This is a genomic window from Nonomuraea sp. NPDC049400, assembly GCF_044466425.1.
Taxonomy (GTDB): Bacteria; Actinomycetota; Actinomycetes; order Streptosporangiales; family Streptosporangiaceae; genus Nonomuraea.
Genome location: NZ_JBITMP010000034.1, coordinates 60,483 through 75,404, shown reverse-complemented (window position 1 = coordinate 75,404; position 14,922 = coordinate 60,483). Strand labels below are relative to the sequence as shown.

The 14,922-nt window shown below is 71.1% G+C and carries 13 protein-coding genes; 7 read left to right on the top strand and 6 right to left on the bottom strand.

Annotation, left to right across the window (positions count from 1 at the left end):
• Positions 1-55: 55 nt before the first annotated feature.
• Entirely contained in the window at positions 56-988 is a 933-nt protein-coding gene (locus tag ACIBVN_RS39725; RefSeq protein WP_397145451.1) for an HpcH/HpaI aldolase/citrate lyase family protein, read from the top strand.
• Here the strand turns inward: ACIBVN_RS39725 and ACIBVN_RS39720 are convergent.
• Both ACIBVN_RS39720 and ACIBVN_RS39715 read right to left on the bottom strand, forming a co-directional pair.
• Positions 978-1,520: a DUF6529 family protein gene (locus tag ACIBVN_RS39720; RefSeq protein WP_397145450.1), complete on the bottom strand. Its 543-nt coding sequence runs from the start codon at positions 1,518-1,520 to the stop codon at positions 978-980. The two genes, ACIBVN_RS39725 and ACIBVN_RS39720, sit on opposite strands and share 11 nt — an antisense overlap.
• Positions 1,517-2,206, bottom strand: coding sequence for a hypothetical protein (locus tag ACIBVN_RS39715; RefSeq protein ID WP_397145449.1), 690 nt, complete (start codon positions 2,204-2,206; stop codon positions 1,517-1,519). Before ACIBVN_RS39715 ends, ACIBVN_RS39720 begins: the two co-directional genes overlap by 4 nt.
• Before the next feature lie 100 nt (positions 2,207-2,306).
• On the opposite strand from ACIBVN_RS39715, the gene ACIBVN_RS39710 reads away from it, so the two are divergent.
• Both ACIBVN_RS39710 and ACIBVN_RS39705 read left to right on the top strand, forming a co-directional pair.
• Positions 2,307-3,296: a lysostaphin resistance A-like protein gene (locus ACIBVN_RS39710; protein ID WP_397145448.1), complete on the top strand. Its 990-nt coding sequence runs from the start codon at positions 2,307-2,309 to the stop codon at positions 3,294-3,296.
• 304 nt (positions 3,297-3,600) lie between these two features.
• On the top strand, positions 3,601-6,426 hold the full coding sequence (locus ACIBVN_RS39705; RefSeq protein ID WP_397145447.1) for a hypothetical protein: 2,826 nt from the start codon (positions 3,601-3,603) through the stop codon (positions 6,424-6,426).
• Here ACIBVN_RS39705 and ACIBVN_RS39700 read toward each other — a convergent pair whose 3' ends face one another.
• Complete coding sequence (locus ACIBVN_RS39700) at positions 6,427-6,822, bottom strand: NUDIX hydrolase (protein WP_397145446.1); 396 nt, start codon at positions 6,820-6,822, stop codon at positions 6,427-6,429. It abuts the gene before it with no gap.
• 47 nt (positions 6,823-6,869) lie between these two features.
• Here ACIBVN_RS39700 and ACIBVN_RS39695 point away from each other — a divergent pair, with 47 nt between their 5' ends.
• The 4 genes from ACIBVN_RS39695 to ACIBVN_RS39680 all read left to right on the top strand — a co-directional run bounded on the left by ACIBVN_RS39695 (position 6,870) and on the right by ACIBVN_RS39680 (position 11,043).
• On the top strand, positions 6,870-7,523 hold the full coding sequence (locus ACIBVN_RS39695) for a DUF6758 family protein (protein WP_397145445.1): 654 nt from the start codon (positions 6,870-6,872) through the stop codon (positions 7,521-7,523).
• 43 nt (positions 7,524-7,566) lie between these two features.
• Positions 7,567-8,277 carry an MBL fold metallo-hydrolase gene (locus tag ACIBVN_RS39690; protein ID WP_397145444.1) on the top strand — a complete coding sequence of 237 codons (711 nt, stop codon included), beginning with the start codon at positions 7,567-7,569 and terminating at the stop codon, positions 8,275-8,277.
• 350 nt (positions 8,278-8,627) lie between these two features.
• Positions 8,628-9,629 carry a RecB family exonuclease gene (locus ACIBVN_RS39685; protein WP_397145443.1) on the top strand — a complete coding sequence of 334 codons (1,002 nt, stop codon included), beginning with the start codon at positions 8,628-8,630 and terminating at the stop codon, positions 9,627-9,629.
• 238 nt (positions 9,630-9,867) lie between these two features.
• On the top strand, positions 9,868-11,043 hold the full coding sequence (locus tag ACIBVN_RS39680) for an MFS transporter (protein ID WP_397145442.1): 1,176 nt from the start codon (positions 9,868-9,870) through the stop codon (positions 11,041-11,043).
• Here ACIBVN_RS39680 and ACIBVN_RS39675 read toward each other — a convergent pair.
• The 3 genes from ACIBVN_RS39675 to ACIBVN_RS39665 all read right to left on the bottom strand — a co-directional run bounded on the left by ACIBVN_RS39675 (position 10,994) and on the right by ACIBVN_RS39665 (position 14,804).
• Positions 10,994-11,905, bottom strand: a complete 912-nt coding sequence (locus ACIBVN_RS39675) for an oxygenase MpaB family protein (protein ID WP_397145441.1) — start codon at positions 11,903-11,905, stop codon at positions 10,994-10,996. The genes ACIBVN_RS39680 and ACIBVN_RS39675 overlap by 50 nt on opposite strands.
• A 13-nt stretch (positions 11,906-11,918) precedes the next feature.
• A complete protein-coding gene (locus tag ACIBVN_RS39670) occupies positions 11,919-12,809 on the bottom strand; it encodes an alpha/beta fold hydrolase (protein WP_397145440.1) in 891 nt (296 codons plus the stop codon).
• 105 nt (positions 12,810-12,914) lie between these two features.
• Positions 12,915-14,804 carry a DEAD/DEAH box helicase gene (locus tag ACIBVN_RS39665; RefSeq protein ID WP_397145439.1) on the bottom strand — a complete coding sequence of 630 codons (1,890 nt, stop codon included), beginning with the start codon at positions 14,802-14,804 and terminating at the stop codon, positions 12,915-12,917.
• Positions 14,805-14,922: the final 118 nt, after the last annotated feature.

Genomic DNA, 14,922 nt, shown 5'->3' with positions numbered 1-14,922 from the left:
CACTTCGGTGGAGGCCCTTGGGGGCGAGTGACGGGGACGGCGCTAGCGTGAGCGCATGCGTTCACGTCGTTCGGTGCTCGCCGTGCCAGGCAGCAACCCCCGGTTCCTCGAGAAGGCCCAGACCCTGCCCGTGGACGAGGTCTTCCTCGACCTGGAGGACTCCGTCGCGCCGCTGGCCAAGGAGCAGGCGCGCAAGAACATCGTGACGGCGCTGCGCGAGGGCGACTGGGCCGGCAAGACGCGCGTGGTCAGGGTCAACGACCTCACGACGCAGTGGACGTACCGGGACGTGATCGAGGTCGTCGAGGGGGCCGGGGAGTTCCTCGACTGCGTGATGCTGCCGAAGGTGCAGGACGCCACCGAGGTGGTCTGGCTCGACACGCTGCTCACCCAGATCGAGAAGACCATGGGGTACGAGGTCGGCCGCATCGGCATCGAGGCGCAGATCGAGAACGCCCGCGGCCTGGTGAACGCCGACGCCATCGCGGGTTCGTCCAGGCGCCTGGAGACCCTGGTGTTCGGCCCTGCCGACTTCATGGCGTCGATCAACATGCGCACGCTGGTCGTCGGCGAGCAGCCGCCCGGCTACGTCGAGGGCGACGCCTACCACTACATCCTCATGCGCCTGCTCATGGCGGCCAGGATGCACGACCTGCAGGTCATCGACGGCCCTTACCTGCAGATCAAGGACGTCGAGGGCTTCAGGCGGGCCGCCAGGAGATCGGCCGCGCTCGGGTTCGACGGCAAGTGGGTGCTCCATCCCTCCCAGGTGGACGCGGCCAACGAGGTGTTCTCGCCGGCGCAGGAGGACTATGACCACGCCGAGCTCATCCTGGAGGCGTACGAGTACTACACCTCGGTCGAGAAGCGCGGCGCGGTCATGCTGGGCGACGAGATGATCGACGAGGCCTCGCGCAAGATGGCGCTCGTCGTGGCGGCCAAGGGGCGGGCCGCCGGGCTCAGGCGTACGAAGAGCTTCACACCTTGAGCCCGATGGCGGTGAAGAACCAGAACGACGACGTCAGCCAGATCCCGATCAGCGCGGTGAACGCCAGCCCGCCGAGCACCGGCAGCGTCCAGCCGGGCACGTCCCGCTTGGGCAGCGCCAGCATCTTCGCGGTGAACACGCCGTAGAAGAAGCAGCCGAGCAGGGAGTGCGCGAGCACCCGCGGCACGTCGTACTGCAGGCCCAGGGCGTAGAGGCAGTGGAAGGCGACGGGGATCGTGAGCAGGAACGCCAGCCGCCCGGACCAGCGGTGCACGGCGGGCGGGATGGTGATCCCGAGCTTGCCCCACATCGACAGGGCCGAGACGACCTGCACGATCGCCAGGACGAACGCGCCCGTCGTCAGCCACGCCTTCATCGGCAGCGCGGCGGAGAACCCGGCCACGCCCACAGCGAACCCGGTGGGCGTGTGCACCCGCCCGTAGACGCCGAGCGCGAGCGCCGCGAGGCCGCCGGCCAGCAGCGGCACGAGGAGCGGGGTGAGGCTGCGTGATGGCTGGGGTACGGCGGTCATTGCATCTCCTCGATGAAGCCGTCCACGTCCTTCGGGTAGAGCGTGGTGCTGTTGACCGTCACGGGCGCCGTGGGCCGCTCGCCCGGCAACTGCGGGATCGGCACCTGCGTGTCGCCCTCGAACGCGGCGCCGACCTGGGTGAAGCCGCCCTGCGGGCTCTTGAGCACGATCCAGCCGGCCCTGAGCTTGGCGCCCCTGACGACCGCGGTGGCCCGGTACAGACCCGACGGCTTGACCACAGTGGGCGCGACGAAGCTCCACTTCTTGCCCCCGACCGCGACCCAGCCCTTGGCCTGGCCGCCGTCCAGCGCGGCCGTGACCTTGGCGCTGCCGAACCCGGCCAGCCGCAGGTCGCCGTCCGACTCCGTGCCCTTGAACCAGGCCTCGGCCTTGCCGTCGCAGAAGTAGCCGACGGCCTTGCCGTCCCTGATCGAGATCGCGATGAGGCCGCCGTTGCCCTTGACGTAACCTCCGTAGTCCGCCTTGGCGATCTTCTTCGGTGCTGCCTGTTCCGCCTCGCCTGAGGGGGACGGAGCCGCGGTGCTCTCCTGGGCGGGCGGTGCTTCCGCGGCGCTGTTGGCGGCCTCGTTTCTGGCCGCCGGTGTCGCGATGACGCTGGCGACACCCAGCCCCACGGCGAGCACTGCCCCCGCCGTGAGGGTGATGACAGGTCCCAGCCTTGACATGGACTACTCCCGGGGTCGAAATGCCGTACGACTCCGAGCATCCGCCTAAATGGCCGGACCGTCTGTGAACTTTTGCGCACCAGGCGGACAGAATGGATGCGTGCAGGAGAATCATCCAGGGCAGTGGCCTCCCTACGGCTACGGTCCTCAGCCGCCGGTCCACCCGTACCAACCGCCGTCCTGGTACCTGCCGACACCTCGTGGGGCGCGTTACGACCACCTCGCCAGGACCGCCGCCGCGAAGCCGTGGCGGGCGATCGTGGGCACGCTGATCATCGCCGCGGGATTCGTGCTGCTCAGCGCGGTGATGGTGTGGGTGGGCCTGGTGGCGGCGACCATCCTGGGCATCCCGGCGCCGCTCGACGTCGGGGACCGGTTGTTCAGTGATCCGGTGCTCTGGCTGGTCGTGCTGTTGCTGTCGCTGGCGCCCGTGCTCCTCGTCGTGCAGGGCACGGCGGCGCTCGTCCAGCGCAGACGCCCCGGCACGCTCTCGTCCGTGGCCGGGCGGCTGCGCCTGCCCTGGCTGCTGAGCTGCCTCGGGGTGGCCGTCCTCGCGATCGTGCTCGGGCAGGGCACGCAGGCGCTCGTGCTGACGCTGTCCGGCGAGGACGCCGACCTGTTCGGCTGGGCGGGGTGGTCCGGGTTCCTGCCCGCGCTCATCGTGATAGTCCTGCTGGTGCCGTTCCAGGCGGCTGCCGAGGAGTACGTCTTCCGCGGGTGGCTGGTGCAGGCGATCGGGGCGCACGTGCGAAATCCGGCCTGGTCCATCGTGCTCGGATCCGCGCTGTTCATGTCGTTGCACGGGTATTCGTGGGCCGGGCTGATCGACGTGTTCGGGTTCGGGGTCGTCATGGGCTGGCTGACGGTGCGGACCGGCGGGCTGGAGGCGGGGGTCGCCCTGCACGTCCTGAACAACCTGGCGGCCTTCGGGCTCGCCGCCGCGGCGGGGCGTCTGGAGGAGGCGCTGGCCCAGGGAGAGGTGCCCGTGCCCTGGCAGGCGTTGTCGGGAACGCTGGTGCAGCTCGGGGTGTATGCGTTTGGTGTGTTGTATCTAGCCAAAAGGCGGGCACTCAATAACGTTTCCGGATAAATCGGGCGTGAGGTGCCGGGAATCTCGCTAGAGAGGTCTCGCTATTCCGGCTGAGTCATGCTGGTCTGGTTCCTGTGGAACGGACCAGCGTCCTGATTCCACGTACGACGAGTTCGACCAATAGGAGGTACGGCGCGTGGCCTCCGGCCCCAGCGAACCGCCTCGGCGACCGCCGGGTGACGACGACCCGCGTCCCCAGGACGCGTCTGAACCGCAATCCTCGCAAGAGCCGAGGATCAGCCATTCGCCGCCGGGTCCGACCGACGATCGGGCGCGGGGTTTACCGCTGACCTCGCCCTGGGGCATGCCGCCCTTCGCCGCCCCCGTGCCGGAGGACGAGCCTCAGGAGCCGCCCAAGGGGCGCATGCCGTACAGCTCGCCCACAGCCGAGCCGGAGGCCGAGCCGCGCCGTCGCCCACGCCGCATCGTCAACCGGCCCGACAAGCTCGTGGCCGGCGCCCCCGTCCATCCCCCTCAGGAGAGGTCCCGTCCCGGCGAGCGGCAGGCGGAACCCGAGGCTGCTCCCGAGCATGAGCCTCCCGCCGAGTCCGAGCTTTCCCCTGAGCCCGGGCCTTCTCCTGAGCCCGGGTCATCTCCTGAGCCCGGGGAACGGAAGTCCGCGCCCCGTAGTGAGCCCCCGTACCGGCTGGTTTACCCGGTCGAGCGGCCGGCTCCCGAGCAGGACGAGGAGCCGGCCGAGCCCGAGCAACGGCACGACGAGGACGGCGAGCCCGAGGTACGGCGGGTCGGGCGGCCGCCGGCCGGCCGTCCCACGCGGCCCGACCTCCTCGTCGCCACCGGGCAGCCGCGCCCGCAGGGCTCGAGCGGCAGGCACCACAGAGGCCCGGCCCCCGCCGCCGTCCGCAGGTCCAGCCCCGTACGCCACCGCAGCAGGACCGTTCCCGTCGTCCTGTCGCTGGCCATGGCGGTCCTGGTGGCCGCGGGCGTGCTCGTCTGGCAGTGGACCGAGGACGAGGCGTCCGGCCTGCGGCTGGAGGCGGGCACCGGGCGGTCGGGAGACGACCTGTTCACCGTCCCCGCGGCCGGCGACGGCGCCAACCAGAAGCTCAACGACATGACGTCCGTCGGCCGCGCGGTGGTGGCGGTCGGCAGCGACACGACGAACCCGACACCGCGCCCGCTCTTCCTGTTCTCGCCGGACGGCGGCAAGAACTGGCAGCTCGGTCAGGTCAACGGCGCCTCCACCCCCACGGTCCAGCGAGTCGTCGGCGGCAACGGGCGCTGGCTGGCCGCCGGCGGAGACGGGGTGTCCGAGCGCGGCCTGTGGACCAGCACTGACGGGTACAGCTGGACGGCGGTGGAGGAGTCAGGGCTGGCCGCGTTCAGGCCCGGTGACCAGATCCACGACATCGCGAGGACGGCGTCCGGATTCGTGGCGGTGGGCCGTACGACGGGAGACGACGGCGGGACGGGCCCGGCGGCCTGGCGCTCCGCCGACGGCAGGGCCTGGGAGCGGATCGAGACCAGGGAGCTGGAAGTAAGCGAGATCAAGGCGGTCGTCGCCAAGGGCGACACGGTCGTGGCCATCGGAGTCCCCGCGGTCGGCGAGGGATCGCGGGTGCTCCGTTCGGCCGACGGCGGGCGTCACTGGCAGGCGACCGGCTTCCAGCTCCCGGAGGCCATGCCGCGTGCCGGGACGGTGGCCGTGCTGCCGAAGGGGTTCGTGCTGGTGCCGTGGCGCAAGCGCGTGATCACAGGGGACGTGCGCGTCTACTGCTCCCCGACCGGGGCACAGTGGTCGCAGTGCGGCTCCATCGGCGGCCTGAGCGGCGAGAGCCCCGGCGTCGAGTCGCTGATCTCCTATCCCTCGGGCGTCGCGGCGATCGCGCAGACCAGCCTCGGCCGGTACTCCGTGCTGACCAGCGCCGACGGGCGCCAGTGGGCCAGGCGGACCGACTTCGGCAACCTGCCGGGCGCGACGCTGCGCGGGTTCACGATCGCCGACGGCGGCACCCTGTTCGCGGGCGGCGACCAGGCGGCCTCCGACGTCGACAACCAGCTCGTGCTGATGACCGCGCCCCCGCGCGGCAACGCCTCGCGTGTGCAGCTCGGCCAGGTCGAGGGCCTGACCAGGATCGCGCGCGAGACCACCGCGCTGGCCGGCTTCGCCGGCAGGTACGTCGCCGTCGGCTCGGCCTCCGGCGACGCGGGCCTGTGGACGATCAGAGACTGGCAGAGCTGGAAGTCCATGAGCCTCGGCGGTCCCGGCCGGCAGAGGCTGGAGGACGTGGCACACGGCGGCCGCGGCTGGCTCGCCGTCGGCTCCACCGAGACGAACGTGGCCGTCACCGACCCCCTCCTCGTCACCTCCGGCGACGGCGAGAACTGGCGGAAGGTGAGCGTCTCCGGCGACCTGGCCCGCAGCCCGAACGACCCCTACCTGGGGACCCACGTGGTGACGGCGGGCAAGAAGGGGTACGTGCTGGCGGGCGAGTCCAGGGACCAGGCGGGCACGGCTGTGGCCGCCATGTGGTTCACGCCTGACCTGCGCAAGTTCACCAGGTCGAAGAAGCTGCCGCAGGGCGGCTCCGGGGTGCGGATCTACGACGCCGTCGCCGGCGGGGACGGCTACGTGGCGGTGGGCGGCTCCGGCGGCGCCGGCCAGGAGAGCAGCGTGGTCTGGTACTCCCCGGACGGCGTGAACTGGAGCTCGCGCAAGCGCGTGACCCCGCCAGACGCCACCTCGGCCGGACTCCGACGGATCATGACCTATCAGGACAAGCTGGTGGCCATCGGCACGGCCGTGACGGGCGGCTCCCGGCGCGCCTTCGCGGCCGTCTCGGACGACGACGGCACGAGCTGGCAGACGGCCTGGCTGCCCGCGGAGCAGGCGGCGGCGGTGTACGACCTGGCGGCGGCGGAGGAGGGCCTGGTGGCGGTGGGCTGGCACGGCGTTCCCGGCGAGGGCGACAGCGCGGCCTGGACCTCGCAGGACGGCCTTTCGTGGACCCGCATGGTGCTGACGAAGGACCGGCTGGCCGGGCAGGGTGCGCAGTCGCTGACGGCCGTGGCGGTGTCGGGGTCGGAGGTCGTGGCGCTCGGCCGGTCCACGACGTACAACGCCGACCACCTGATCCTGTGGACCTCCAGCCTCACCTCGAACAGGTAGTCAGCGGGGCAGCACGCCCCAGCCGGTCAGCGACTCGAGGAGCCCTTCGGAGAGCGGCAGCCGTACCAGCTCCTCGTTGTCGCACCAGCGCACGTCGGCGGCGTCGTCCCCGGCGGCCGGCACGCCACCCGTGACGCTGGCGAGGTAGTCGCGGATGACGTACGTGTCCCCGCCGAGACCGGGGCGGTCCACCGTGCCGGCCAGGCGGCCCACCTCGACCTGCAGCCCGGTCTCCTCCAGGACCTCGCGCCGCACCCCGTCGGCGTCGCTCTCCCCGGGCTCCAGCCGGCCGCCGGGAATGGACCACAACCCCACGCCGGGCGGACGTCCTCGCTTGATGAGAAGCAGCCGGTCGGAGGCATCGAAAATAATCGCGCCGACACAATTTACGCGCACATGACCAAGATTACGACGGGACAACGGGAAGCACCCTTGACGGGCCGGTGCCGGAGAAAGCACCGTGGGTAGTTGTGAGAGCGGCTCCTACCTGTCCACGGTGTTTTGGCCCGCTTCACGGGCCGAGTGCGTGGTCGAGCGCGTTTCGATGTGACACGCACGGTGATGTCCTGCCGTATCAGCCTCCTTGGCCGCCGACCAGTACGGCGCTGGAGGCCATACGCAAGAGCGCCGTGGTGCCCGTGTGGCTGCCATGGCCGTTGCCCGCCGGCTGGCTGGTGACCGGATTCGGCGAGGTGGGCGACCAGCGCACCGGCGCCCGCGCCAGCGTGGTCGCACTGGCAGGGCCGTCGCTCATGGAGGGACCCGCCGATCTGCTCGTCATCGCGGAGGAGCCCGGCATCGGGCTCGGCGCGGCGTTCGCGGGGCTCGACGGTCCTGACCCGGGCGAGGGGTTCGACTCGGGACCGCCGAACGCCAAGATCGACGTGCTCGGGCATCCGACCGCGCTCTGGTGCGTGGGCGCCGCCGACGACCGGGCCGTCTACGCGGGCGAGGCGCTGGGCAACTGGCTGTGGGCCATCGCCTGGCCGGCCGACGCCGGATGCATGATCGCGCTCGCCGAGCTCTCGCTGCTCGACGCGCGGGATCACGAGCTGGATGTGCCGTTCGGCGCGTTCTCCCCGAGACTCGAGGACTGAGCTCGATTCGCGCTCTGAGGCAGACGGACTAGAGTTCGGAGACGTGACAGCGCGTATCGAGCGAGTGGTGACCGAGGGCGTCGTCGAGATCGACGGCACCGAGCACAAGGTCGAGAACAACACCTGGATCATCGGCGACGACGACGAAGTGATCGTCATCGACGCGGCGCGTGACGCTGAGAAGATCCTGGAGCAGGTCGGCGAGCGGGAAGTGCTCGCCGTCATCTGCACGGCGGGGCTGCCTGACCACGTCGGGGCCGCCATCGAGGTGGCCAGCAGAGACGAGGCCATCGTCGCCCTGCACCCCAAGGACAAGCCCCTGTGGCGGGAGACCTGGCGCGAGACCTGGCCCGACATCGACATGGAGGACGACGGCATCTTCGAGGTGGCCGACGTCCAGCTCGATGTCCTGGAGACGCCCGGCGTCACGCCCGGCGGCGTCTCGCTCTACTGCGAGGCGCTCTCTGCCGTCTTCACCGGCAAGGCCCTCCAGGCCGACGGCCCCGGGAAGCTGGGCGGCGACTATCCCGCCCTGGCCGACCAGCTGACCTCGATCGGCGGGCGGCTGTTCACGCTGCCCGGCGACACGCGGGTGCTGGCCGTCCACGGCGACGAGGTCACGATCGGCGACCTGGAGCCGCACTTCGACGACTGGGTGTCGGGCTCGCTGACCCGTGGCGACTCCGGCGAGGAGGGCCCGCTCACCGACGGCACCAAGCTCTCCGGGATCAAGCTCGACCCGAGCGACGACTAGGGTGCGAGGGAGCGCCGTTGCCTGGACTGCGAGGGAGCGCCGTTGCCTGGACTGAGGAGCGGCGGGAGCGGAGCGACCAGAGCGACGAGGGAAGGCAACGGCTCCCCAGCGACCGAGCCGCCTCCACGGAGTGGAGGCCATGAACACTGCGAGGGAGCGCCGTTGCCTGGACTGAGGAGCGGCGGGAGCGGAGCGACCAGAGCGACGAGGGAAGGCAACGGCTCCCCAGCGACCGAGCCCGGCTCACGGAGTGAGGCAATGAGCAGGGAGCGCGGGCAGCGGAGCGACCGGAGTGACGAAGGAAGGCGGCGGCTCCCCGGCGACCGAGCCGCCTCCACGGAGTGGAGGCCATGAACATGCAGCTTCCGCTGGACGGGATGCCGCGGCGGCTCTATTCGTGCACGCCGTCGCGGTTGAACGCCTGGCTCGACTGCCGGCGCCGCTACCGGTTCAGCTACCTGGACCGGCCACAGCCGTCCAAGGGGCCCGCCTGGGCGCACAACAGCGTCGGGGCGAGCGTGCACAACGCACTTGCGGGGTGGTGGCGGGAGCCGTACGAGCGCAGGACGCCGCTGACGGCCGCCATCCTGCTCACGAACGGATGGATCACGGAGGGGTTCAGGGACGCCGAGCAGTCGGGGCACTGGCTGGGCCGCGCCCGCGACCTCGTGTCCGGATATGTCGCGACATTAGACCCGAGTGACGACCCTGTGGGCGTCGAGCGCACGGTCGCCACCCGTACCAAGGTCATCGCCTTGTCCGGCCGCATCGACCGCCTGGACCGGCGCGGGGACGAGCTGGTCGTGGTCGACTACAAGACCGGCCGCCGCCCGCTCACCCAGGACGACGCCCGCTCGTCGCTCGCCCTGGCCGTGTACGCGGTCGCCGCCTCCACGATGATGCGCACGCCCTGCCGTTCGGTCGAGCTCCACCACCTGCCCACCGGCGAGATCGTGGAGTGGCGGCACACCGAGGAGTCGCTCGCCCGCCACCTGGGGCGCGCAGAGGAACTCGCGACCGAGGCGTCGGAGGCCGACGAACGCTACCGCACCCTCGTCAAGCCACCCGCCAAGGGCGCCACCACCTCGCGCTCGGGGCGGGGAGCGGCCGCGCCGGGGGCCTCGCGCCCAGGGCCGGGGACCTCCGCGCCGGGGGCCTCGCGCTCAGGGCCGGGGACCTCCGCGCCAGGGGAGCGGCAGTTCGTCGGGCCGACACCGGTGCCGGACGAGATCGACGAGCTGTTCGCGCCCAGTCCCGGGCCGATCTGCTCCTGGTGCGACTTCCGCCGCCACTGCCCCGAGGGCCAGGCCGCCGCCCCCGACCGACGCCCCTGGGACGCCCTCGCCGAGTGACGCACCGCCCGGCCCGCCCCACCGGCGGGCCTCGGCGCGCGGCTCCGAAGGACAGCGAGGACCCTCATGGAAGATCGCCATATGTCGGGATACTTCCTACTCTTCACGCCATCCATGATCCCCGCACGCTAGGGTGATCCACATAAATCGCGCAACCCGGGGGTAGGTCGATCCGGCAGGTTGCGCAGCGGGCTAGTTTCCACGCCGAAACAATGGTTATGACCGCAAAGTGGCTCACGTGGGGCGGTTGCCGGCGGCGGTGGCGCTGGGATCGTTGTTCAACCCGCTGAACTCCTCCATGATCGCCGTGGCCCTGGCCCACATCGAGGCCGAGTTCCACGTCGGCATCGCGGCCGTGACCTGGCTGGCCGCCGGGTTCTACCTGACCGGCATCATGGTCCCGCCCGTGATGGGCACGCTGGCGGACCGGCTGGGGCCCAGGCTGGTGTTCTGTGCCGGGCTGGTGACGATGGCCGTCACGGGCGTGCTGGCCGCGCTGGCCCCTTCCTTCCCGGCGCTGGTCGTGGTCAGGCTGCTGCAGGCGTTCGGGAGTTGCGCGACGATGCCCGCCGGGATGGCGATCGTGCAGGCGGCGATGCCGGGCGAGGACGGCAGGCCGCCGCCCCGGCTGATCGCGACCATCTCCATGGTGCTCACCGCCAGCGCCGCCGCCGGTCCGGTGCTCGGCGGATTTCTGGTCTCGTTGTGGGGCTGGCGGGCGATCTTCCTGGTCAACGTCCCGCTCGCGGCGGTCGCGCTGGTCGCGGCCCTGCGCTGGCTGCCCAAGGTACGCGTGGACGGCCGGAGCCGGGCCCTGCTGCCCCGCCTGAGGCCCCAGCTGCTGGCGACCTGCGGCCAGTTCGCCCTGGTCAACGTGGTCTTCTACTCGGCGTTCTTCGTGGTGCCGCTGTGGGCGCAGCGCTCGGCGGGAGTGCCCGCGCACATCGCGGGGCTGCTCGTGCTGCCCATGGCCGGGCTGGCGATCGTCATGACGCCGGTCGCGGTGGCGCTGGCCGCCCGGGCAGGGTTGCGGACGGTGCTGGTGGCCAGTGCGACGCTGCTGCTCGGCGGCTCCTGCCTGCTGCTCGGCGTGGGGCCCGTCTGGCTGGTGCTGGTGGCGGCGGCGCTGCTCGGGGTGGCGTCGGCGCTCAGCCAGTTCGGGCTCAACTCGCTGGTCTTCGTACACGCCGACCGGCGCGAGACGGGGGTCGCGGTGGGCTTCTTCCAGTCGTCCAGGTACGTCGGCGCCGCGACCGCGTCCTCCCTGCTCGGTGTGCTGTTCGACGGCAGGGGCATGAGCGGCAGCGGATGGACGATGACGGGCGTGTCAGCTGTCGTGCTGGTGGCCGGGACGCTCCTGCCGGTCAGGCGGCCAGTGCCGTCGGCCAGCGACGGGGATCGGTCAGGCCCTTGAGACCCTTGCTCACGTCGTAACCCGCCGCGCCGAGTCGCTCCCTGGACGCCCGCAGCATCTCTCTCGTGGCCGGCATGAACGCCCGGTCGTGCATCGGCTCCGGCAACGAGTTCAGGCCCAGCCTGAACGCCTTCAGCGCGGCCGTGACGGTCGCGCGAGGAACCTCCGGCAGCGCCCCGTACATCCGCCTGGCCCACTCCGGCAGCGTGTAGTAGCACAGCGCGCCGAACGGGAAGTAGGCGGGCTTGCCGGGGGACAGCAGCCTCAGCTCGTGCGGCAGCCTCGGCCACATCAGGAACCGCACGGTCGAGGCCGCCTCCTCCGTCACGCGCAGGCTGGGGCGTGCCTGCTTGAAGTAGGCGTCCATCTCCGCGCAGGAGCCGGGCACGTCCTCGAGGTGCAGGCCGACGTACGTGGCGCTCTTGCGCTGCTCGTACAGGTAGCGGTCGGCCTGGCGCTCGGTGAGGCCGAGCCCGCCGAGCCTGGCCACCTCCAGGTACGACGACACCTCCGCGCAGTGCACCCACAGCAGCAGCTCGGGGTCGTCCACCCGGTGCGTCCTGCCGGTGTCGGGATCATGGATGCGCAGCGCCTTGTGGATGCCGCGCACCCGCCGGCCGATCTCGTCCGCCTCCGCCGGGCTGCCGAACGTCACCCGCCCGACGAAGTCGGCCGTGCGGCGCAGCCGGCCGAACGGGTCCTCCTGGAAGTTGGAGTTCTGCCAGACGCCGCGCATGGCCAGCGGGTGCAGCGCCTGCAGCATGAGACCGCGTACGCCGCCCACCCACATCGAACGGTCGAGATGCACCAGCCACGTCACGCTCTGCGGCGGCTGGACGACGAGGTCTTCGATGTTCGCCATAGTAAGTGGATAATTACATGACATTAGACCTTATGTCCAAATAGTGCTTCTCGGCTGCGTTCCAGAATCGCACGAGCGCCGCCGCCGTCGTCTCCGGCGCCTCGACGTTCGGGGAGTGCACGGCGCCGGGCACGACCACGCACTCGGCCCCGAGCCTGGCCGCCATCTCCGACTGCATCTCGGGCGGCCACCCGTCGTCATGCTCGCCGTACAGCACGAGCGTCGGCACCTCGATCTGGCGCAGCTCGTCGGTACGGTCATGCATGGACAGCACCTGCTGCGCCATGCACGCCAGCCCGATTGGCGAGTTGGTGAGCAGGCGCTTGCGCAGGAACACCAGGATCTCGTCGGACACGTCGCCGGCCAGCGCCTCGGGCTCGAGCCTGTGGTGCCACACGTGCTCCAGGCCGAACGCGTGCACCTCTTCCATGAGCTTCATGCCGTTGATCGCCCGCCTGCCCTCGATGGCCGCCGGACCCGAGCCCATCAGCGTGAACGACGCGAAATGCGTGCGCCCGTCGATCACCGCCTCCCTGGCCACCAGCCCGCCGAACGAGTGGCCCACCAGGTGAACGGGGTCTCCGCCGCCGATGACCTGGGCGAGCGCGTCGACGTCGGCGCCGAGCGACGGACAGGTGTAGGCGGCCGGGTCGTCGGGGCCCGGCGTCTCGTACTGGCCGCGCAGGTCGACGGCCACCACCCTGCGCCCCGACTGAGCCAGGGTCATCAGGATCGCGATGAAGTCCTCCTTGCTGCCCGTCAGACCGGGGACCAGCAGCGCGGGCCAGCGCTCAACCACACCACTGACCGGTCGCGCGTCCAGGGCCGCGAACGTGCCCTGCGGCGTTTCGATCTTCTGTGGTGCGACGCCAGGAGGCAGATCGAGGAATCGCGGCGTACTCACGTGGGGCAACAATACCCAGAGGTCAGCGGCTCGACACCGTGGAGGGGTCCACCTGGGCGAAAGGGCGCGCACCCGGCCTGGGTGCGCGCCCTTCTCAGACGGTGCTCAGCCCGCGCGGCGGCGGTTGCCGCCGCCCCCGCCCCTGGACTGGCGGCGCTGCTGCTTGCGCTCGGTGGCGGCGGACGGGGCGATGTCGTCGTCGTCCGTGGCCAGGTCGGGTGACTGGAAGATCACCGCGAACGGGCTCGGCGGGATGATCCGCTCCGGCTCCTTGCGCACCGGCGGTGGCGGGGTCGCGAGGAAGGACGGCTCCGGCTCCGCAACAGTCGCGGGCTCCGCGACGGCCGCTGGCTTCGCGACGGTCGTGGGCTCCGCGACGGCCGCCGGCTTCGCGACGGTCTCGGACTCGACGATGGCGGCGGCGGGCTTGGTGGCGGTGCGGCGAGAGCGGGTGCTCTTCACCGGCGCCTCCTCGGCAACCACCGGCGCGTCAGCCTCGGGAGCTGCGTCGGCGCGCCGGCGCGACCTCGTGGCCTTGACCGGTGCCTCGGGGGCCTCGGCGAGCGCCTGCTCGATCGCAGACGAAGCCGCCCCCCTCCGCGTACGCGTCCGCTTCGGCCCGGCGGCCGCCTTGATCTCGTCCGCTGAGAAGATCGCGGGAGTCTCCTCCGCCTTGGCATCCACGAGCTCGACCTCCGGAGTCTCGACGGCTGCGGTCTCCGCCAGCTCCTTGCCGCCACGGGTGCGGCGGCGCTGGCGTGGCGTACGGGCAGGGCGCTCCTCGCGCTCCTCGCGCTCGTCGCGGCGACGGCCGCCACGACCGCGAGTCCTGCCGGTCTCTCCGAGATCCTCGATGCGCTCCGCGGACAGCCCGGCACGCGAGCGGTTCGCGTGGGGCAGGACGCCCTTGGTGCCCTCGGGGATGTTCAGCTCGGAGTAGACGTGGGGCGAGGTGGAGTAGGTCTCCTCGGGCTCGGCGAAGTCGAGCCCGAGCATCTGGTTGATCATCTTCCAGCGGGTCAGCTCCTCCCACTCCACGAACGTGACCGAGATGCCCGTGCGCCCGGCCCGGCCGGTGCGGCCGATGCGGTGCACGTACGTCTTGTCGTCCGTGGGGCAGTCGTAGTTGACCACGTGGGTGACGTCGTCGATGTCGATGCCGCGGGCCGCCACGTCGGTGGCCACCAGCACGTCGATCTTGCCGTTGCGGAACGCGCGCAGTGCCTGCTCGCGCTGGCCCTGGCCGAGGTCGCCGTGCACGGCCGCGACCGCGAAGCCACGGGTGTCGAGCTGCTCGGCGACCATGTCGCAGGCCCGCTTGGTCTCGCAGAAGACCATGGTGAGCCCGCGGCCCTCGGCCTGCAGCAGCCGCGCGACGATCTCGATCTTGTCCATCCGGTGCGCGCGCCACACGATCTGGCGAACCTGCGGCGTGGTCTCGCCCTCGCCGCTTTCGTGCTCGGCTCGCACGTGCGTCGGACGGTTGAGGTATTTGCGCGACAACGCGACGATCTCGCCCGGCATGGTCGCCGAGAACAGCATCGTCTGCCGCTGCGCGGGGATCAGCTTGAAGATCCGCTCGATGTCGGGAAGGAAGCCCAGGTCGAGCATGCGGTCGGCCTCGTCGAGCACGAGGGTCGTGACCTGGCTCAGGTCGAGGTGCTTCTGCTTGACCAGGTCGAGCAGACGCCCGGGGGTGCCGACGATGACGTCGACGCCGGCCTTTAGCGCCTCGATCTGCGGCTCGTACGCGCGCCCGCCGTACACGGTCAGGACCCGGGAGCCGAGCTTGCCTGCGGCGGTGACGAGGTCCTCACTGACCTGCACAGCCAGCTCGCGGGTCGGCACGACGACGAGGCCGCGGGGCTTCTTGCGGTTTTTGCGCGGCTTGCCGATGCTCTGCAGCATGGCGATGCCGAACGCGTAGGTCTTGCCCGTGCCCGTGCGTGCCTGGCCGATCAGGTCCTGGCCGGTCAGGGCGAGCGGGAGGGCCATCTCTTGGATGGGGAACGGTGTGACGATGCCCTCGGTCTCGAGGGCATCGGCGATCTCTGGTGTGACTCCGAGGTCTCGGAAAGTCGTCAGCGTGGCCTGCCTCAGTTCTCAAATGAAG

Excerpts from the sequence above, each read along its gene's own strand:
- ACIBVN_RS39725 (WP_397145451.1), top strand. The coding sequence starts at position 56 with ATGCGTTCACGTCGTTCGGTGCTCGCCGTGCCAGGCAGCAACCCCCGG.
- ACIBVN_RS39720 (WP_397145450.1), bottom strand. The coding sequence starts at position 1,520 with ATGACCGCCGTACCCCAGCCATCACGCAGCCTCACCCCGCTCCTCGTG.
- ACIBVN_RS39715 (WP_397145449.1), bottom strand. The coding sequence starts at position 2,206 with ATGTCAAGGCTGGGACCTGTCATCACCCTCACGGCGGGGGCAGTGCTC.
- ACIBVN_RS39705 (WP_397145447.1), top strand. The coding sequence starts at position 3,601 with ATGCCGCCCTTCGCCGCCCCCGTGCCGGAGGACGAGCCTCAGGAGCCG.
- ACIBVN_RS39685 (WP_397145443.1), top strand. The coding sequence starts at position 8,628 with ATGAACATGCAGCTTCCGCTGGACGGGATGCCGCGGCGGCTCTATTCG.
- ACIBVN_RS39675 (WP_397145441.1), bottom strand. The coding sequence starts at position 11,905 with ATGGCGAACATCGAAGACCTCGTCGTCCAGCCGCCGCAGAGCGTGACG.
- ACIBVN_RS39665 (WP_397145439.1), bottom strand. The coding sequence starts at position 14,804 with ATGGCCCTCCCGCTCGCCCTGACCGGCCAGGACCTGATCGGCCAGGCA.